This window comes from Archangium violaceum (genome assembly GCF_016859125.1).
Classification (GTDB): Bacteria; Myxococcota; Myxococcia; order Myxococcales; family Myxococcaceae; genus Archangium; species Archangium violaceum_A.
The window spans coordinates 2582027-2599840 of record NZ_CP069338.1 but is presented as its reverse complement, the minus strand read 5'-3'; the positions used below and the strand labels follow the sequence as shown (position 1 = coordinate 2599840).

Annotated in this window: 18 protein-coding genes and 3 pseudogenes; 8 read left to right on the top strand and 13 right to left on the bottom strand. The window is 66.6% G+C overall.

What is annotated here, in order from left to right; all coding sequences use genetic code 11:
* Positions 1-93: 93 nt before the first annotated feature.
* The 4 genes and pseudogenes from JQX13_RS11165 to JQX13_RS11150 form a co-directional block, all read right to left on the bottom strand.
* Positions 94-1455: a cellulose binding domain-containing protein gene (locus JQX13_RS11165; RefSeq protein WP_203409008.1), complete on the bottom strand. Its 1362-nt coding sequence runs from the start codon at positions 1453-1455 to the stop codon at positions 94-96.
* Between the two features lie 481 nt (positions 1456-1936).
* Positions 1937-2074: pseudogene (locus JQX13_RS56225) on the bottom strand (IS21 family transposase); the annotation flags it as partial.
* Positions 2075-2170: 96 nt separating this feature from the next.
* The gene (locus tag JQX13_RS11155; RefSeq protein WP_203409006.1) at positions 2171-2737 is read right to left on the bottom strand and encodes a hypothetical protein; all 567 of its coding nucleotides are present in this window, start codon (positions 2735-2737) and stop codon (positions 2171-2173) included.
* Positions 2738-3268: 531 nt separating this feature from the next.
* Positions 3269-4126: an AraC family transcriptional regulator gene (locus JQX13_RS11150; protein ID WP_203409005.1), complete on the bottom strand. Its 858-nt coding sequence runs from the start codon at positions 4124-4126 to the stop codon at positions 3269-3271.
* Positions 4127-4231: 105 nt separating this feature from the next.
* Between JQX13_RS11150 and JQX13_RS11145 the strand changes: the two genes are divergently transcribed.
* Positions 4232-4660, top strand: coding sequence for a VOC family protein (locus JQX13_RS11145; protein WP_203409004.1), 429 nt, complete (start codon positions 4232-4234; stop codon positions 4658-4660).
* 1010 nt (positions 4661-5670) lie between these two features.
* Here JQX13_RS11145 and JQX13_RS11140 read toward each other — a convergent pair.
* The 4 genes from JQX13_RS11140 to JQX13_RS11125 all read right to left on the bottom strand — a co-directional run bounded on the left by JQX13_RS11140 (position 5671) and on the right by JQX13_RS11125 (position 8870).
* The gene (locus JQX13_RS11140; protein WP_203409003.1) at positions 5671-5847 is read right to left on the bottom strand and encodes a hypothetical protein; all 177 of its coding nucleotides are present in this window, start codon (positions 5845-5847) and stop codon (positions 5671-5673) included.
* Positions 5848-5856: 9 nt separating this feature from the next.
* Positions 5857-6360: a cupin domain-containing protein gene (locus tag JQX13_RS11135; protein WP_239014686.1), complete on the bottom strand. Its 504-nt coding sequence runs from the start codon at positions 6358-6360 to the stop codon at positions 5857-5859.
* A gap of 413 nt (positions 6361-6773) precedes the next feature.
* Positions 6774-7937 carry an epoxide hydrolase family protein gene (locus JQX13_RS11130; protein WP_203409002.1) on the bottom strand — a complete coding sequence of 388 codons (1164 nt, stop codon included), beginning with the start codon at positions 7935-7937 and terminating at the stop codon, positions 6774-6776.
* Between the two features lie 27 nt (positions 7938-7964).
* On the bottom strand, positions 7965-8870 hold the full coding sequence (locus JQX13_RS11125) for an NmrA family NAD(P)-binding protein (RefSeq protein ID WP_203409001.1): 906 nt from the start codon (positions 8868-8870) through the stop codon (positions 7965-7967).
* Between the two features lie 136 nt (positions 8871-9006).
* Here JQX13_RS11125 and JQX13_RS11120 point away from each other — a divergent pair, with 136 nt between their 5' ends.
* The 3 genes and pseudogenes from JQX13_RS11120 (at position 9007) to JQX13_RS11110 (ending at position 11973) form a co-directional block, all read left to right on the top strand.
* A complete protein-coding gene (locus tag JQX13_RS11120; RefSeq protein ID WP_203409000.1) occupies positions 9007-9684 on the top strand; it encodes a TetR/AcrR family transcriptional regulator in 678 nt (225 codons plus the stop codon).
* Positions 9685-10660: 976 nt separating this feature from the next.
* Positions 10661-10975: pseudogene (locus JQX13_RS56220) on the top strand (hypothetical protein); the annotation flags it as partial.
* Positions 10976-11208: 233 nt separating this feature from the next.
* A complete protein-coding gene (locus tag JQX13_RS11110; RefSeq protein ID WP_239015279.1) occupies positions 11209-11973 on the top strand; it encodes an ISAs1 family transposase in 765 nt (254 codons plus the stop codon).
* 542 nt (positions 11974-12515) lie between these two features.
* Here the strand turns inward: JQX13_RS11110 and JQX13_RS11105 are convergent.
* Complete coding sequence (locus JQX13_RS11105; protein ID WP_203412654.1) at positions 12516-12707, bottom strand: hypothetical protein; 192 nt, start codon at positions 12705-12707, stop codon at positions 12516-12518.
* Between JQX13_RS11105 and JQX13_RS11100 the strand changes: the two genes are divergently transcribed.
* Positions 12706-13701, top strand: a complete 996-nt coding sequence (locus tag JQX13_RS11100; RefSeq protein ID WP_239014685.1) for a GlxA family transcriptional regulator — start codon at positions 12706-12708, stop codon at positions 13699-13701. The genes JQX13_RS11105 and JQX13_RS11100 overlap by 2 nt on opposite strands.
* Here the strand turns inward: JQX13_RS11100 and JQX13_RS11095 are convergent.
* From JQX13_RS11095 to JQX13_RS11080, 4 genes and pseudogenes are all read right to left on the bottom strand, one after another.
* Positions 13635-14270: an HD domain-containing protein gene (locus JQX13_RS11095; RefSeq protein WP_203408998.1), complete on the bottom strand. Its 636-nt coding sequence runs from the start codon at positions 14268-14270 to the stop codon at positions 13635-13637. The genes JQX13_RS11100 and JQX13_RS11095 overlap by 67 nt on opposite strands.
* Before the next feature lie 166 nt (positions 14271-14436).
* Positions 14437-14974, bottom strand: a pseudogene (locus JQX13_RS55855) (Imm52 family immunity protein).
* 21 nt (positions 14975-14995) lie between these two features.
* Positions 14996-15529: a hypothetical protein gene (locus JQX13_RS11085; protein ID WP_239014684.1), complete on the bottom strand. Its 534-nt coding sequence runs from the start codon at positions 15527-15529 to the stop codon at positions 14996-14998.
* Entirely contained in the window at positions 15526-15774 is a 249-nt protein-coding gene (locus tag JQX13_RS11080) for a DUF2169 domain-containing protein (protein ID WP_239014683.1), read from the bottom strand. The genes JQX13_RS11085 and JQX13_RS11080 overlap by 4 nt, the downstream gene beginning before the upstream one ends.
* A gap of 300 nt (positions 15775-16074) precedes the next feature.
* Here JQX13_RS11080 and JQX13_RS11075 point away from each other — a divergent pair, with 300 nt between their 5' ends.
* The 3 genes from JQX13_RS11075 (at position 16075) to JQX13_RS53920 (ending at position 17611) form a co-directional block, all read left to right on the top strand.
* Entirely contained in the window at positions 16075-16851 is a 777-nt protein-coding gene (locus JQX13_RS11075; protein WP_203408996.1) for a hypothetical protein, read from the top strand.
* Between the two features lie 3 nt (positions 16852-16854).
* Positions 16855-17487, top strand: coding sequence for an ankyrin repeat domain-containing protein (locus JQX13_RS11070; protein WP_203408995.1), 633 nt, complete (start codon positions 16855-16857; stop codon positions 17485-17487).
* A gap of 61 nt (positions 17488-17548) precedes the next feature.
* Positions 17549-17611 (top strand): hypothetical protein, encoded by a 63-nt coding sequence (locus JQX13_RS53920; protein ID WP_239015278.1) that lies wholly within the window; start codon positions 17549-17551, stop codon positions 17609-17611.
* Positions 17612-17814 lie beyond the last annotated feature (203 nt).

Genomic DNA, 17814 nt, shown 5'->3' with positions numbered 1-17814 from the left:
CTTTCACTCCCAGTGTGTGTCCCAGCGGGCGAGGAAGTGTCCGCTGTCGGACGCTTCCTCGCGGCGGGCATGCACCCTCTGCGTCGGGACCGCTCAGGGCACGGTGTCCCTACGGGTGACGGAGGCGGAGCGGAAGCCGGCCACCTTCGCCGCCACTTCGTTGGGCGACAGGAGCACGTCCTTGGCGAAGTACACCCAGTCCGCGTCCTCGTAGTACGTGCGCGAGGTGTTGTTGCTCGTGTCCAGCTCGATGAACCACAGCTGGTAGGCGATGTACTGGCCGATCGTCGGGGCGTACTCGGGGCCGTGGGACGCCCGCTGCACGCCGTCGATGAAGTAGACGATGCCCGAGGGGGACACGTGCAGCACGAGCGTGTGCCACCCGTCATGGCTCGCCGAGACCTGGTTGCTTCGGGAGCCCTTGTTCCGGTCCCACGACGTCAGGAACATGGTGCTGGTATTGCCCTGTCCCCAGCCGCCGTTGGGCAGGTACTCGAAGTCCTGCTCCGAGTAGTTGGGAGAGCTGTAGGGGGTGATGGTGAAGAAGGTCTCCACGTACTTGTCGCCGAAGAGGCGCGGGCCGGACAGCGTCGTGTCGTTGAACCTGAACCGCGACGCGTAGGTTCCGTAGCGGAACTTCTGGGCCCTGGAGAGGACCTCGACCTGGGTCGAGCCGCTCGCGGTCCCGTTCGTGCTCCCCCGCAGCCGCAGCAGCCGGTTGCTGCTGGTGCCGTCATTCACCAGCGAGGCGTTGGACGGCAGCCACTGCGCGCCGCTGACACCGGGGCCGCCCGAGTAGCTGCGCAACTGCCACCAGTTCTGGAACCCGGAATCCGACGTGCTCGAGTAGCTGAAGTCATCGAAGAACTCGGCCGACACCGTGCCGCCTCCGCCGCCGTCACCGCCACCTCCGCTCGCGCTGGGAGGCGTGCCGCCGCGCAGGCCGCTCAGGGGCGCCGAGCCCGCGTCGTGCACGGTGATCTTGCTCCAGTTGGCGAACGTGGTCTGGTTTCCGTACGAGTAGTCATCCGTCTCGTTGACGGGGGTGCCGAAGGTGATGCCCAGATCGATGGGCACGCTCGTCGCGCCCGGCGCCAGGCTCCCGGCGGCGCTGGTGAAGCGGACCTCCACGTACTGATCGGCCCCCGTGGCGGACACGCTCCCGCTCGTCAGCGTGATGCCCGCGCAGTCCGCCGTCTTCCACCACCAGCACGCCGGCGATGCCGCCCCACCGTTGTTCGTGAACCAGTAGCGCACGACGATACTGCTCAAGGGGATGGAGGCCGCGGTGTTGTTGCGCAGCTGGATGCCCGCTTCGACGATGTCGTCGTTGGGTCCCGCGGCATTGTAGTTCTGGTACTGAACGGTGAAGTCCGCCGTCCCGGCGAGGCTCTCTCCCGCCGGCACCACCAGCGACAGCAGGGCCAGAAGGCCTGGTTTCCAGATCTTGTTCATCGGCTCTTGACCTTTCCTCCGGGCGCGCCCGGTCTTCCTCTTTCGAGGGGTTGTTCGGGATGAAGGAGGGGAGCTCGGATTTTTTCGGGTTACGGTCCTGGAGTTCTTCGAGTACCGGCAGTGATTGGCCGGATGAGCGAGGCTCGTGTGCAAGACAAACGAAAGGAGCTCGACCGTGTGTGCTTGCGAATATCAATATCTTGGAAAAAGGAAGTGGGGCGCACACGTTGCATGATGGGAGTGTCGGCGATGCCGTTTGCCCCTGGTGATGTCGCTTGGGGAAATGCCTGAAGCAAAGATTTTCGTTTACCCATTCGTGACGCGACAGAATGGATGCGCGTTCGCCGCGAAGGTCCTGGGATTACGAATCCGTTCTACCCCCGTTCAAGAAGTCGGAGGGCTGGGAGGACGGGGCCAGCCACCTGCGCGGCGCGGGAGGCCCGATTCGCGTCGAGCGCGCCAGGAATCTCCACCCGGTGGCCGCCACGCCCATCTCGCGCGCTATCCGCTTGTGGCCCCAACCGGCCTGCGCCAGCACCCGTATCCGCCGCACCACTTCCTGCTCGACCATCGGCACCTCCGCTGCGCGGGGTGCCACAACTGCTGCCGTCTCTCCCATCGAGGTTACCTCCCTGGTTCAGGGGGCTCCGGGAGGGGGTCAGTTTTAGTGACGTAAGGGGGTCAAAAATTCCTGTCGCCTGACAGAGGGGATGCTTCAGGTCGTGAGCACCTCCTCCGTGACATCAATTTCCGTGTGGTTGCGTACCCAGGCCGCCACGAGACGATGAATGCGCAGACGAATGCCTTCTGGAGACGTGTCACGTTCAGTCGCGCCCACCCGGTCCAGGAGTCGCCATACCCGCAGTCCTCCCTGAAGGACGAGCCTGCGTGGTAGCCAGGTCTCCGGTACCTCGGGCTCACCGAGTGCCGCGACAAAGGCGACGCGCTCCTGTGCGAGCGGATCGAGGGCGCACCAGCAGCGCTGGAGAGTGACCTCCAGTTTCTGGTCGACATCCGTGTACTTGCCGGACCCCATCTCGTTTCGTAGCTCTTGCAGATCCGTCGTCAGCGTCTGGATGCCGCAGGTGCTCGCAACGCACTTGGCGACGAGCGCGCAGTAGCTCGTCTCCTTTCCGATGTCTCGCAGGAGCTCCTCCTGCTTGTCCGTGAGCGAAGCATGGCCGTGGGTATCGAGATCCTTCCTGGCGATCTCCACGAACTCGGACTCCGAAGGGGGATTCAGCTTGACCTCGGCCTCCACGTCCTGAGCCCCCGCTCCCACGACAACACATGCGAAAGGCCCGGCGGGCAGACAGTCACGCAGAGGGATCGGCGGAGGGATGTCCGCGTTGTCGATGACGAGAAAGGCCTCAGCCCCCCCTCCATCAAGGCATGTGCCGCGAGCTGGAAGAGCAGGCGGAAGTCCGTCTTGGGAGGCGGCGCATGGCCGGTGACCTGGGTGACGAGGCTGGTCAAGGCATCGCTCCAGTGGTCACTCAGGTACGACAGCTCCTGGATGGGGAGCCTCACGAGGTGGGCATTCTCCAAGGTGGCGACGAGCTGGTTGGCGACCTCCGTTTTTCCATCACCCGGGCGACCTGTCAGTCCGACCGACCTCGAGCCGCTGGACAAATGCGCCCGCACCCGCTCCGCCGAATTGTCCAGCCGATGCGCATGGATGAAGCGGTTGGCCTGGGTGAGAATCGGCCTCTCCGAGCGTTGTTGAGGAGGAGGTCTGTAGCTGTCTCTACGTGGGGGCGGGGGAGGGTGACGCTGCTGGGGGATGCGGCGATGGCCTCGGCCAGCGGGAGCTTCAGGCGGATGAGGATCCGAAGCTTCCCGTCGGCGACGTCGCGGATGAGCGGCTCGAGGGTCCGGTGATGGACAGGAGCTTCTCGACCTCGCCGGGTGTGCTGCGGGCGAGCCGGCGGCTCTCCCGATTCAGATGCGACTGATCCGCATACCCCGCTTCGAGCGCGAGCGCGGCCGGGGACCTGCCTTTCGCCTGGCGTGCGAGGTGGAGGAATCGCTGGTACCGCAGGATGCGTTCGAGCGTCTTCGGTCCATACCCGAAGTGCTCGTCGAACCTCCGCCGCAGTGTCCGTTCCCCCATTCCGAGCTCACTCGCGAGCCAGCGAACGACCGGGGTGCCCTCCGGCGCTCCTCCCGACAGCAGCGCGAACGCCGTGCCCATAAACGCATCGGCCGAGCTGCGCGCCGGGCGGTGGTGCGCCACGAGGGACGCGACGGCTCGGGTGAGGGCTGCCGGGTCGCGGCTCTCCTCCGCGGCCTCGGCGAGGCGTCGCACCCTCGACCCCCACAGCTGCTCCAGGAGCGGGCGCTGGTTGAGGAGCTCATGCGCGCTGACCCCCAGCCACCTGGACGCGCACCCGGGCCGAAAGCGGAATCCCACCACGGTCGCACCCGCGGAAACGCATTCGACCTGGGGCTCGCAATCCGGTCCGGCGATGCGCCAGGAACCATCGACGAACTGGAGGTCGATGCTGCCGTCGGGGACGACGAGGACGGGAGCGCTCGCCTCCGGCAAGCGGTGGACCCACGTGTAGGCGAAGACCTCCTGGAGCGGTTCAATGGCCGGCCACTGCCGGTAGTCGCCGGTTGCCTGTGCGAGCGTGGCCCCGTTCGGCCGGGGATTGTCCGCTCCGTTCAAGACGCCACCATGCCCGCCCTGCATCATGTCCCACGCGATGACATTGGAGGTGCCCGCCGTGCGTCCGCACGGTGCTCACCTCGACACCCAACCTGGAGGTTGCACGTGAAGCCAAGGATATCGGTCGTCACCCTGTGCGTCGATGACCTGGAACGGTCTCTCTCTTTCTACCGCGATGGTCTGGGTCTTCCGACCGAGGGCGTCATGGGCACCGAGTTCGAGCATGGCGCGGTCGCGTTCTTCGACTTGCAGCCCGGCTTGAAGCTGGCGCTCTGGTCGCGCGATGGCCTCGCGTATGACACGGGGCTCGCGCGGTCGGCCCGCGGCTCCCCTGACGTCACCATCGGTCACAACGTCTCCAGCGAACGGGAGGTCGACGAGGTGATGGAGCAGGCCAGGAAAGCTGGCGCGACCATCGTGAAGCCGGCACGGCGGACCTTCTGGGGGGGCTACGCGGGGTACTTCCAGGACCCGGAGGGGCATCTCTGGGAGGTGGTCTTCAACCCCAGCTTCCTCCCCCGCGACGACGCCTGAGCCCGACGGGGGAGCACCTGAACACCGGTGGGACGCCACCCCCGGGACGGCGGGGAGGTCTCGTTCTCCCCTCGGGGCGTGCTCAGGATGAGAACCACACCCCTGCCGATAGCGACCGCGCGACACGAGCCGCTCGGCGAAGAGCGCCAGCGCCTGAAGCGTCGTCCCGGGACGCGCTGGCGTCCCCGCGGAACGCAGCCGCGGAGGGCTGGTGGGTACCCAGGGCCTGAGAATCCCAGCACTCCCATGGACCAATCAGCGCGCCCGGAATGGCGCGGCTTTTGATGTTGATGGCTTTCGTAATTCTACCTGCAGCGCGACAGCTGGATGCATTCCCATGCCTTCTTCGGGTGGTACAACAGCAACTCGACGCTCAACAACTCAAACCCCGACCCGTTCGCGCCTGCCGAAACCGCCTCGGCCATCCTGCTCGGCGGCACCCCCCCCGATTCATACCCGAACGACCGCAACGCCAACGGCGACGCCCACTACACACCCTGCTCCTCGTTCCCAAACGCTCCTGAAGTCCTGTTCAACCAGCTCGGCAAGAAGGTCAGCCGCCGCTCCGCGAGCCCTCCTTCCCGAGCGGCGTCATCGGCCGTGTCGACATCGTCTATCCCTCCTTGGAGTCCTCGCAGTGGCTCCAAGGGGGGAGCAGTGCCGGGCTGCCTCACGCGAAACGCAGGTCGACCACAATGGTGCAGCTCCCGCACCGTCCGCGCGCCCACGCCGCCCCCGTCACCACTCCAGGACAGCGCCCAGCCCGTCCGCCATGGAGGGCAGCGGTGCGTCCCGTCCAGGCCGCTGACCGAGTATCCCCACGCCATTGCGCAGAACCGAGTTCCCCCAAGCGGGAGCGGAGGAGGGGAGCGTGGAGCCCCAGGCAGCGGTGTGGAGCACCAGGGCCTGCCCCCGGCAGGTGCGAGGCTGGCCCCAGCGCGAGGGCCACACCAGGCCGCGTGGTGTTGAGGAGCAAGACAGCCAAGAGGTCCAGGCCCCTGCCGCGCACCTCATTGGGGCGTGGCCAGGCCGACGTGTACCCCAAGGGACTGCGCCCCCAGGGTGTAGCGCGTGGACTCCATGCGGATGCCATCGACCCGCAGGCGGAAGAGCGCCTGCCCCTGGACGGTCTCTCCCGTGGGCTCGAGTTCGACCGCGTGTTTCCCGTAGGGCGAAGAGCGGATCATGCCACCAGCCTATTGGGGCTCGACGGTGTTGAAGAACGACTTGATAACCTGCTTATCCTTCACCTCCCAGACGATGACCTGTCCCTGGCGGATGAAGTAGCTGTCGCCCGGCTTGAACGAGTGGCTCTGGCCCGTACCGTCCGTGATGGTGACCTCCCCCTCGAGGATGGTGGCGTGCTCCGTGAAGGGGAACGCCACCTCGAGCGTGCCCGTCGTCGCCTTGAAGAGCCCCGCCGTCACGCCATTCGCGCTGTAGTCGACGCGCGCGAAGATCCGCGGGTCACCCTCGAGCACCCGCCCGCCCAGTGCCTCCGGTGGCCCGAGCGAGATGAAGCCCGACTCGTCCACGGGCCCGCCCCGAGGCGAGTAGACGATCATCGCGGCCGCCTGCCCCATCGGATCGGGCTTGTTCCCAGAGCCATCCGCCACGGGCTCGCCCGTACAGGCGCTCAGCAGACCCGCGAGCGCAATGAACCCCAGACCCAGCCAGTGGTGGCGAACGTGACGAGCCATGTGCACTCTTCGGTTCCAGAGGTCTCATACGTTTCGCATGCGCCTGGATGCGCCGTCCATGCGAAAGCTTCTTGATATAAGAAAACGAACTTTCCCGCCACGCACCCGGGGAGCGAGCCCTCCGCACTTCAGTGCCTACTGACGCAGCGCCCAGCGGCCCCGGTCGCTCGAGCCGTCAAGGGGGGCCGAGCCTCCTGCCTGTCATTGTGAGAGGCCGGCCATCCAACACACCTCGGAGCTTCATTCCCGCGCACGAGCAGCAGCGCGAGCGCTCCTGGAACGAGCCCTGCGGGCTCGAAACGGCTCTTCCTCATACGGTGGGCGCTCCCCGACCAAGCCCCTTGACATGGTTTCTCCTGGGGCTCCAACAGCCATGGACAGCAATGTTTCCCAGACCCGTCTGGTGAGCGCTGTCACCCGCGCGACCGGAGGCCAGAAAAGGTGGCGCGGACTTCCTCCACGAAGGCCGCGGGGTGCTCCAGCGCCGCGAAATGCCCCCCCCGCTCCAACTCGTTGAAGTGGACGAGGTGGGCGAAGCGGGGCTCCGCCCAGCGCCGGGACAGCCGCACCTGCTCGCCGGGAAACATGCTGATGCCGGCCGGCGTTGGCATTGGCAGGGCCGGCATGCTACCCTGCTTCATCGCCTGTGCGCTTTCCCAGTACAAGCGCGCGGAGCTCGGCCCGGCGTTGGGCAACCAGTAGAGCATGATGTCGTCCAGCATCCCATCGAGCGTGAACACGCGCTCCGGCTCGCCGCCGCTGTCCGAGACGTCCTGGAAGAGCGCATAGATCCACGCGGCCAGTCCGACAGGTGAGTCCGCGAGGCTGAACGCGACAGACTGCGGCCGGGTGTTCTGGAGCTTGTAATAGCCGGAGAACTGCTCGTCATAGCGTTGCGCGTCAGCGAGCATCTTCTGCTCGTGAGCGTCAGCGTTCGCACGTTCCTCGCCGGTCGGTTGGAACATCACCATATTGAGGTGGACACCGATCAGGCCGGCGGGCGCCATGTAGCCGAGCATCGTCGTGACCCCCGCGCCCCAGTCGCCGCCCTGCGCGGCCCAACGCGCATAGCCCAGCCTCCGCATCAACGTGATCCACGCGCCGGCGATGCGCCCGATGTGCCACCCGGGCCCGGTGGGCTTGTCGGAAAAGCCAAACCCCGGCAGCGACGGGATGACAAGATGGAATGCCTCGGACGCCTTGCCGCCGTGCGCGGCCGGGTTCGTGAGGGGCCCGATCACGTCACGGAACTCCAGCACCGACCCTGGCCAGCCATGCGTCATGAGGAGTGGCAACGCGTCTGGTTCGGGCGAGCGGATGTGCAGGAAATGGATGCCCAGTCCGTCGATTTCGGTGCGGTACTGGCTGAAGCCGTTGAGCAGCGCCTCGCACCGGCGCCAGTCATAGCCGTCGCGCCACCGCTCCGCGAGCGCACGGATCCTGGCGAGCGGCGGACCCTGGCGGGTGTCCTCCACCGTCTCTGGATCGGGCCAGCGGGTGTTCATCAACCGCGCACGCAGGTCATCCAGTTGGGATTGCGGCACGGACAGGTGAAACGGCTCGATGTGGCCAGTCATCAGGAGCACTCCAGTTCAGGGGGGGTGTTACACGGGGCCGGCGAGGACGTCTTCGACGGACGTCCAATTCGTCTTGCCATACCGTTCATTATCGAGGGGGGAGAGCTTGCCCCGGCCGCTCGACATGTCGCGGAGATATTGCATCCCCTGCCAAGCGGGGAATGGCTCATCCGTCTTGGGTGTGAGCGTGCGGGCAATCTTGATGACAACACTGAACAGCCCCAGCCCGCCCGCCCGGAACAGCGCGTAGCGTTGACCACTCAGTCGCGTCATGATGCCCGCCAGGTCACGGGGGCTCGCGGAGTGTCCGGCGATCCGCAGGAAGCGAGGCGCGTCGGCATCCAGGGCGACGTCGGCGGTGTAATCGGCCACATCGTCCTTCGTGGTGAAATCCAACAGCTGATCGGCATCGCCCCAGTAGAGGATCCGGCGGCGGTTGCGCAGGATGATGGGGGCATCTCCCGTCAGCAGATCCATGAACATCCCATTCAACACGGAGTGCGCGCGAATGGGTGCCTGGTCGACCCGAGCCATGAAAGAGCGACGCAGGTCCAGGTTGCGGTTGTCGCCCGGCCGCGTCTTGGTGAAGTCGAGCGAGAAATCAGACGGCATGAATCGCGGCACGCCGGCCGCGACCGCGGCGTCGAGCAGCCGGCTTTGCAGGCCAATGATCGTCGGTTCCAGCCCGTTGAGAACGGAAACGACGCAGGCGGCGCCGGTGCAGGCGCGTTCGAGCGCCGCGGCGTCGTCGAAGTCGACTTCGATGGGGGTCGCCCCAGTAGCGAGCACCGCGGCTTTCCTCGTCTCCGAAGTGCCCACCCGGACCAGTGCGTGGACCCGCGCGTGCCTCCGGGTCAACGCGCTCGCGAGCCGTCCGCCCAGGTCTCCGGTTGCCCCCGCGAGAACGATGAGCTGGCCAGCCCCGTCCCTCATGGCGCCCCCTCAACTTCGTGCGCGCTGCTCCACTCCTCGAGCGTCATCCTGGCCACGTCACAACTCCCCTCGATGAAGAAACTGAACGATGACGTTCAGTTGCAATGAGCGGGGAATTAGCCTATGCGCTCCGGTCATGCAAGGGAAAAGCACCTCTCCCCCCAAGGCTCCGGCGGCGCGAAGGGGCCGGGGTGGTCGTCCGTCGGCGGAGCAGGCCGGCGAAGTCGATCGCCGTATCCTGGAGGCGGCGACACGTTTGTTCTTGCACCTCGGCTTCGATGCGACGAGTTGTGATCAGGTCGCGGTTCAGGCCGGCGCGGGCAAGGCCAGCATCTATGCGCGATACGCCAACAAGGAAGAGCTGTTCACCGCGGTCGTCCGCCACAACGTCGCGAGCATGCTCGCACCGTCCATGGACCTCCCAGCCGGCCTGACGCTGCGCGAGCGGTTGCATACCGTGGCGAGCGGCATCCTGGCCCATGCACTTCAGCCCCGGGTGGTTGCCCTGATGCGAGTGGTGATCACCACCGCGTATCGCCTGCCGGAGCTCGCTCGGCTCACGGACGGCATTGGACGGGACCGTGGTATACAACTCGTCGCGGAGGCAATCGGGGGCCAGTCAGCAGGAGCCACCGAGGCCATCGAGCGAGCATTGCCAGTCGCCGCCAAGTTCATCGACCTGGTGTTCGTACCGACTCAAATGCGCGCGCTTCTGGGTGACGATCTGGACGAGCTGGCGGCGAAGGCCCCCCACGGCATCGACGAAGCCATCGACCTTCTTTCTCGCGGAGGATGGCTCAACGGGTGGGAGTAGCACCGGCCGGGCGTCCCCGCGCGGCGAGGCACGGGACCGCGCCGTCGCGGTGTCTCCTCAACTGCGGCACTGCTCGGGCGGCCCCCGTCAGCGGTCCTCCTCGGCCCCTCCGCTCCAGTCCTCCACCTCTCAACAGGCCTTCACTCCGTCCTATGCTCGTGGAAGAGCGGCCGCGTTAGAAGGTCAACTCCCCCCCATTCAACGGCTCGTCCCTCGTTTCTGGCAGTGCGACCCTGAACGCCCTCTTCTGCACGCTGCCCGGAAGGAGTCTCTTCGATGCGACTGCTGCTGCTGGGAGTCATCATGCTCCTGGGGTGGCTCAGAGCCTCTCCCGTACGCACGTAGAGAGTACGGACGTGGCCCTGGCTCCAGCGAGGGCGAGCCTTCTGGTGCAAGGCTGGACACAAGCAGGTGGACGCGATGAATGGGCCACCTTCCTCCCAATGGGGCTCGCATGGAGCTACGACAAACGGCCACCAGAGCCTACGGAGCTTCGGGATATCCTACTCAATCTTTACTCTCAATATCCCATCCCCCAGCTCATCGGAGTCGAGCCCTGACATGAGAGAGAGCATCGAATTCAGGATTCCAGAACCAGAGGCAAACATGCTGCCGGGAAACCCTGGCAGGAGTCTGGGAAGCGGGACGGAATATGACGAATCGGAGGCCTGCTCGCTCTGCGGCGCGGGGGCTCGCCAATCCACGGCTCTACACCTGGATCCAGAAAGCATTCCAAAGCGGGACCTGAGCTTCACCATCGCCAGAGAGAGCGTCGTCTCGAGCCGGCTGGCCCACGCCCTTCAAGCCCCAGGCTTGATTCAAAGTCCCACGGGAGAGGTCATCCCACCCGGGCCTACGGCTGAAGTATAGTCCCGCCTACAGGCGCCCACCGGAGGCGAGCAGCCGCGGGCTGATCGCGAGGGGGAGCGCCAGCACAGAGCCGGAGACGGGCCGGACAGGTCCGGGGAGGAGAAGGATGAGTGGGAAGAAAAACCGGGGCGGGAGGGCTGGCGGGCCCTCCACACCCCAAGCGGGAAACGGGAAGGGGAAGAAGGACGAGCAGGAAACCCCCTCCCGCGTGCAGAGGATGATGGCGAGCCTGGGGCTGACATTCAAGGAGGTAAAGGACCCCCGGGCCCGCCGGGGACAGAGGCACCCGCTGGCGGCGATGTTGATGCTGCTGGTGCAGGCGATTGCGGTGGGGCGGCGGGTGTTGAGGCATGCCGAGGCGCTGGGGGAGGACATGCTGCGCGAAGGCACGGCGCCCGAGGGGCTGAAGCGGCCGGTGTCCGACACGACGTTGGATAGGCTGCTGGGGAAGTTGGAGCCAGAGGGGTTGGAGCAGGAGGTGCACCAGATGGTGCACCGAGGCCTGGAAGTGGGGCTGATACGCCATGAGCTCTTCGCCCGGGGCGTCGTCAGCATTGACGGGAAGGCGGGGAGAGCACGCCGGGGCAGCCGCCGTGCGAGCCGAGCCACACGACGAAGGATGAGCAGGGGCGGGAGTACTGGTACCCGTACGCGCTGCGCGCCAGTCTCACCAGCAGCGCGGCCCAGCCGGTGCTCGACCAGAAGTTGCTGGAAGGCAAGCAGGGAGAGGCGACGGCGTTCCCGGAGTTGTTCAAACGGGTGGTGGAGAAGTTCGGGCGGCATTTCGAGTACGTGACAGTGGACGCGGGAATGACGAGCGCGGCCAATGCGCGGGTGGTGAGGGAGGCGGGCAAGCACTACCTGATGGCGCTCAAGGAGAACTTCCACCGGCTACATGACAAGGCGTGGGTGGCGCTGGCGGTGGCGCCAGTGAAGGTGCGCACGCGCGAGCGGACGAGCGGGGAGTGGGTGGAGAGGGAGTTGAGGGTGGTGGACAAGCCGCCAGAGGAGGACTTTCCCGGCGCCCAGCAATGGGTATGGGTGAGGCAGACGCGAACCAGAGACGGCGAGCTGCCGAAGGTGGAGACGCGGCTGTTCCTCACCTCCATTCCCACAGGGCAACTGTCCCCGGAGCGGATGCTGACGTTGGTACGCCGGCACTGGGGGATTGAGAACGGGCCCAACTGGACAGCGGACGTGGTGCTGGAGGAGGACAGCGCCTCGCCCAGCCTGCGAGGCAATGCACCCCTGGTGCTCAGCTGGCTGCGTTTGCTGGCCTACAACCTGCTGGCCCTGGTGCGCACGCACCTGCCGACTCGCGACAAACGGCCCCAAAGCTTCGCACGCACCATGGAGGTGCTCTACCAGGGCCTGTTGGGTCTGGCCGTGCTGCCCGAGAGTCTGGCCACACTTGCCTGAGCGCCCGCCAGCTGCTCCCGCTCCGGCCTTCCCGCGCCTCTTCTCCCCTGGCTGTTCGGCCTGTGTACCTTCACTCCTGTCCTTCCACGGCGCCCCTCTTTCAGGCGCCGTCCGGAGGGATGCTCCCTCTTTGCCTGTGAATGTCTGGACTTGCTCTCCGCCTCTTCAAAACCTCTCCTACGGACTTTGGATCAATCCTGCCTTCAAGCCCATGGCACCACAGGAGCCGCGTTCCTGCCGGTACGAGATCCGACGGGGAAGCTGCTCGATGACTGGCGTCAGCTCACCATCACCTCCGCACCGGTGGACATCGTTCCACCCACCTTGATTGGCAACACCCTCTTCGATCTCGACGAGCAGGGGAAATTCCGTTGTCCCCAAGGCCACGTGCTCGGGCTAGGCCTTCTCTCCGAAACATGGATAAGGAGGGAGAGCTACGACGGCAGTGACCTGGTCCGAACGAGGCAGCTCACGGGTATCGGCTGCTGCGTGAGCTGAAAGTGGGCCGTCTCGTGGTGGAGGTGGCTCACCTGACTTGAGGCTCACGGGGCGACGAACGGCGCGCCCAGCGCCCCGTTGGCCACGTCCTGGAGCCGGGCGTCGACCAAGACCTGTCCGTCCAGCTCGAGGGTGATTCGTCCCGTGGCGGTGACGTCGCCCTCGTCCCGGGTGACCCAGATGGACTGCAGCTCGCCCGGGCCGCGGTCCTCGGCGGTACAGTGCGAAGGAGTCATGCGCGTCGCCCTTCTCGCCTATCCCGGAGTCGCGGCCCTGGATGTCACCGGCCCGGCGGAGGTCTTCGCCGCCGCGGCCCGGCTCACCGGGGGTGGCTATGAGCTCGTGCTCCTTGGCACGAAGCCCGGGCCCATCCCGACCGTTTCGAGCATGGCGCTGCATCCCGCGGGGGTCATCTCGGAGGAGCTCGGGAGGATGGACACCCTGCTCATCGCCGGCAGTCCCGGCATCCCCCCGGTCATCAAGGACGCCGAGGTGCTCGAGTGGACACGCCGGGAGGCCCCTCGCTGCAGGCGCCATGGCTCCATCTGTACGGGGGCCTTCGTGCTCGGTGCGGCCGGCCTGCTCGACGGCAAGCGGGCCACCACGCACTGGCGCTTCACGCGGGCGCTGGCCCACGCCCATCCGCGTGTCACCGTCGAGCACGACAGCCTCTTCGTCCGGGATGGCTCGACGTACACCTCGGCGGGCGTCAGCTCGGGCATCGACCTGGCCCTCGCGCTCGTCGAGGAGGACTTCGGCCGCAAGCTCGCGCTGTCCGTCGCACGGGAGCTCGTGGTCTTCCTCAAGCGCCCTGGCGGCCAGTCGCAGTTCAGCCACCAGCTGGCGGTCCAATTCTCCGACCTGCCGGCCATCCAGGGGCTGCAGCAGTGGGTCCTCGACCATCCGCGCGAGGACCACTCGGTGGAGCGGCTTGCACGGCGCGTCCACATGAGTCCGCGCAACTTCGCCCGGGTGTTCCGGCGGGAGACCGGGGAAACGCCCGCCGGGTTCGTCGAGGCCGTCCGTGTCGAGGCCGCGCGGCGGCTCCTCGAGAGCACGGAGCTGCCCATCCAGACCGTGGCGGACCGGGTGGGGTTCGGCAACACGAACGGCCTGCGCCGTGCCTTCCTCCGGCAGCACGGCACCGGCCCCGCGGAGTACCGTCACTCCGTGAAGGGGGCCCCTTCGAGCGCTTCGCAGAAGTCCAGGGGGCGGAAGCCGGGGAGGTGACGCTGGCCGACGTCGGAGAGGAAGTTGCCGAAGGTGGTGTGGGGCTTTCGCTGGATGAGGCCGCAGAGCACCTGGACGAAGTCCCGCTTGAAGGCCAGGCGCGGGAAGGCCGCGACGACGCCCGCGAGGCGCTCGTGTCCGACGAGCTCGGCGCCCTTGCCCACCACGTCGACGCTGATGCCCAGGTGGGTCAGCGCGACTTCTGGCTCCTTGTGCTCCGCGATGCCCACCGAGGTGTGGAGCGCGACGGCATCCCACACTCGGGAGACCGTCTGCAGTGGGGCGCCGCGCTGGACGAGGAAGTCCCGTGCGGCATTGGCGCCGTCCACCTCGAAGCGCAGGGAACCCTCGAAGCGCTCGGTGAGGCCGAGGTCGTGCAGCACCGTGCCCAGGTACAGCACTTCCGAGTCGTACGAGAGCCCTCGGGCGCGGCCGATGAGCTCCGCGAAGACATAGGAGCGCAGCGCATGGTGGTAGACGAGCGGGCTGGAGACGTCCCGTACCAGCTCCGTCGCCTCGCGCGCGAGCTTGCTGTCGGGGATGCGGACGCCGGCGACTTCCTTGTGCATGGGGTTTCCCTTCTGTGAGAGGAGCGCCCCCATGCTGCCGCCCGTCGGCGCACCGGGACGGACGAACCGGCATCAATTCCAGCCAGACATGAGGAAGGTGGGAGGCGGTCGGTCCAATTTTCCATCAACAAGCGTGCGCGGTAACACGCCCCCCCCGGCACTGTACTCAATACACCAAGGGCCGAATGGCGGTGGTTGAGTACATGGGGACTCCTCCATTGAAGGTGCCGCCCTCGGCGGATTCTGGCGCCACCCGCTCGCGAAGCTCATGGGAAGTGGCGATGCCCCACTCGGGCTCGAAGGCCACGGCCATGGCGTGCATGAGCCGCGCGAGGACGGGGGATTGCAGCATGCGTTCCGCAGCGAGACCTTCTCTGGGTGGTCTCATCACGCAGTTGTTGGAAACCCAGACCGAGGCATCGCCGCAAAGCAGGGAGAGGCCGCTTGCCGCTTCGTGGGCCTGCCCACTCCAGAGAGCGAGAGAGAGAGAAGCCTTCGTCGGCGAAGCGTCCTTCTCTCGTCTCTTGCCGGCTGAACACCTTCGCAATGCTCGCCGCATCGGATTCGAAGCGGTGTTGCAGTGCCTCCTCCTGGGTCCCGCCCTTTTCGAACCATTGGCAGAGGCATGGGTCACATCGGGCGAGCAGCTTGAAGAAGGCCTCGGTGCGCTGGGCACAGGCTACGGCTGTCTCTCTCCGTACCAGCCAGTAGGTTCCTACGTAGTCTCATGCTTCCTCCTTGGCGCTTCGAATCATCTTCAAGGAAGCAGTGTCGGCCAGCGAGTCCACCGCGCCTACCAGGGCCAGCGCCCCCGCGCGGCCGGAGTGCAAGTCCTTCTGGGCCGAGGCCAGGGCCTCGAAGAAGGCGGCCCGCCCGGACTCGTGCACCTTCACCACTTCCAGCCGTCCCTCCGTCTCGGCCAGCACCGCCGCCACCAGCGCCTCCTGCTCCACCGGGGCGCCCAGCCCCGCCTCGGGCAGCCCGAGGTACAGCGGCAGCACTCGTCCAGGAGGAAGAGACTCCAGCAATGGCCGCACTCCGGCGAGGGCCTGCCGGGCCAGGGCCGCCATGCGCTGGGTGCGAGTGAGAGAGTCGTCGAGGAGACTCAGCCGCGAGGCCCGCACGGGCTCCGCCACTTCGTCCAGCACCTCCGTCCGTGTGAAGCGCACGAGGCCTGCGCGCAGCGAGGCCAGCGTCATGTGCGTCGAGGTGCCCACGGGCGTGCACAGGCCCAGCCCCACCACCTGCGCTCCACTCATGGCGCTTCCTCCCCGGGCAGCAACACCCGCACGGTGCTCACCTCATGAAGGGCCAACTGCCGGTGCGCTGGAAACGTCGCCCGCCAGGTGAGGACGAGTCGGCGCTCCTCCGGCTCCAGCAGCACCGTGTCCAGCACCATGCGCCGCCTCTCCCTCCGTCCGGCGAAGGTGCAGCGGGCCAGCAGCCGGTAGGTGGGAAGGGTGAAGGCCAGGGGCCCGTCGGGGGAGAGGCCCTCCAGCACCACCGGCTCTCCTCCTTGCAGGTGCGCCGCCTGGCTAGAATGGAGGACCCTCCCATGCGTTTCCGAGCCTGCCTTGTACTTCTGCTCTTGGTCTCAGCCTGCGCGAGCGCGCCCGCCCCGCGGTCGATGCCACGGCCCCATGCCTTCGCGTCGACTCCCACCTCGGGCCCGCGCATCCGGCTCGTTTCCGCGCCGATGGAGCCGACACCGGAACGGTCGTGGATTGGAAAGCCGGACCTGGATAACGCCAGGGCACTGCTATCTCGGGCACGCCAAGACGTCGAGCCGCATCAATGGGAACAGTTGAACCGCAAGCTCACCGCAGCGGAACGGGCCTTCGAGCGCTTCTCGCGCGCCGCGAAAGCGAGCGGGCAGGCCGCCGAGGTGGTGAGGGGGGCGGAGGGCGTCGCGCAGGCGGGACGCGCCAGGACGTTGGCTGAATTCCTCCCCCGGGTGGGCCCGTTGCTCGCGGGCCTCGTCCTGCTCTACCCCTCCAGCACCGCCGGGCCGGACATCGACCGTCGCCCGGAGTGGGTCGACGCTCAGCGGGAGTACGAGGCGCGACTGCTGGACGTAGCGGAGGGGTCACGGCGGCTCATGGAGGAATTTGAGCGTCAGGAAGCAGAGGAGGTCGTGCCGGACTTTGATTCGGATCCGGTTGCGGCGGTCAAGGTTCCCACCTCTTGGCGGACTGAGACCAATCCGGCGACGGGCAATCCCTACACCAGTGTGGAGGAGTATGACCGGATTCCTCGCCATGCGAATCAGACCTGCAAGAACAGTCTGCTCGACACACTTCAGGCGGAGAAGGATAAGCTCAGCGCGTCAGTTCCCCCCTTCAATCCGAAGGCGCCCAACTCAAAACAGATGGATAAGGCGCCGTGCTCTGCCATCCGGCTGCGTATCGAAGCTCTGAAGAAAATTGTAGATAAGCGATGGGAAATTCAGAAAAAATGCTTTGGAGGAAAGCCCGATGAGGGCCACAAGAAAATAATGCTCCAACTCGAACGGGCGATCACAAAGGCCGAGAAGCTCGAAAAGGAGAATTGCGCTCCGGGTCATCCGATGGCGGATAAATAAGTTATGTCGCAAGAACTCATCGCAGCGATCAAGAGGCACGATACGGTCCAGGTCAGGGCGCTGCTGGCCGGAGGGGCCGATCCGAACGAGCCGCAGTCGAAGTGGCCGGGGTTGCGTCCGTTGCAGGTGGCTATCAACGAACTCTCCGATGGAGGCGAATTCGACGTGGTCCTGGCGCTCATCGAGCACGGCGCGGACGTCAACGCCTGGGACGTCGAGCGGGATATGACTCCCTTGTTGGTAGCCGTCTGCGAAAACGAGCTGGCGGCAGTTGAAGCGCTCCTGAAGGCGGGGGCTGAGCCCAACGTGTGCAGCAGCGAGGGGGACACGCCGCTGCGGGCGTGCGTAGAGAGGGGCAATGTGGGCATGGCCACTCTTCTCTTGGGCGCGGGGGCGACTCGGACGATCAACGACTGGGGCGGGCTGACCGGATACACCGCGCTCGGGCACGCGGCACGTCGGCTGGACCTCCCGATGATCAAGCTGCTTCTCGACGCGGGCGCCGATCCGAGGGCCCCGGACGAGGACGGTCGACCCGCCCACTACCGTCTGCCGCCGCGCGCTGAATCCGATTCACAGACGTGGGACGCCGCGTTCGAGCTGCTCGGAGGAGCGAAGGACCGCATGCCGTTGTAGAACGGAGGTCGCGCGCCTCGGGCTCACGGGCGCGCAGCTCGACCTGGACAACCCCGCGCACTTGAACCCGCTCCAACGGGCCTACGAGCGCTTGCCGGAGATCGGCGGGCGCGCAGCCCCTTGAGGTTCGGCACGGCTGGGGGTGGCGGTGCTCAGGGCCCCGTCTGCTGGCTCACCGGGAACTCGACGTTCCCGAGGGTGACGGTGCGCGGCCCGGCTTCCTTCCACAGCTTGAGGGTGCAGGGGCAGCCGAGCTGCTGTTACCGCGCGCGCTCCCCCTCAATGCCCACCACGACAGCACCGGCCCCCTTCGCGGGAATGGGTGCC

Bases quoted from the DNA above. Each gene is read 5' to 3' on its own strand.
- JQX13_RS11140 (WP_203409003.1), bottom strand. From the start codon at position 5,847: ATGATCCGCTCTTCGCCCTACGGGAAACACGCGGTCGAACTCGAGCCC.
- JQX13_RS11120 (WP_203409000.1), top strand. From the start codon at position 9,007: ATGCAAGGGAAAAGCACCTCTCCCCCCAAGGCTCCGGCGGCGCGAAGG.
- JQX13_RS11135 (WP_239014686.1), bottom strand. From the start codon at position 6,360: ATGGCTCGTCACGTTCGCCACCACTGGCTGGGTCTGGGGTTCATTGCG.
- JQX13_RS11165 (WP_203409008.1), bottom strand. From the start codon at position 1,455: ATGAACAAGATCTGGAAACCAGGCCTTCTGGCCCTGCTGTCGCTGGTG.
- JQX13_RS11125 (WP_203409001.1), bottom strand. From the start codon at position 8,870: ATGAGGGACGGGGCTGGCCAGCTCATCGTTCTCGCGGGGGCAACCGGA.
- JQX13_RS11070 (WP_203408995.1), top strand. From the start codon at position 16,855: ATGTCGCAAGAACTCATCGCAGCGATCAAGAGGCACGATACGGTCCAG.
- JQX13_RS11130 (WP_203409002.1), bottom strand. From the start codon at position 7,937: ATGACTGGCCACATCGAGCCGTTTCACCTGTCCGTGCCGCAATCCCAA.
- JQX13_RS11105 (WP_203412654.1), bottom strand. From the start codon at position 12,707: ATGACTCCTTCGCACTGTACCGCCGAGGACCGCGGCCCGGGCGAGCTG.
- JQX13_RS11100 (WP_239014685.1), top strand. From the start codon at position 12,706: ATGCGCGTCGCCCTTCTCGCCTATCCCGGAGTCGCGGCCCTGGATGTC.
- JQX13_RS11095 (WP_203408998.1), bottom strand. From the start codon at position 14,270: ATGCACAAGGAAGTCGCCGGCGTCCGCATCCCCGACAGCAAGCTCGCG.
- JQX13_RS11085 (WP_239014684.1), bottom strand. From the start codon at position 15,529: ATGAGTGGAGCGCAGGTGGTGGGGCTGGGCCTGTGCACGCCCGTGGGC.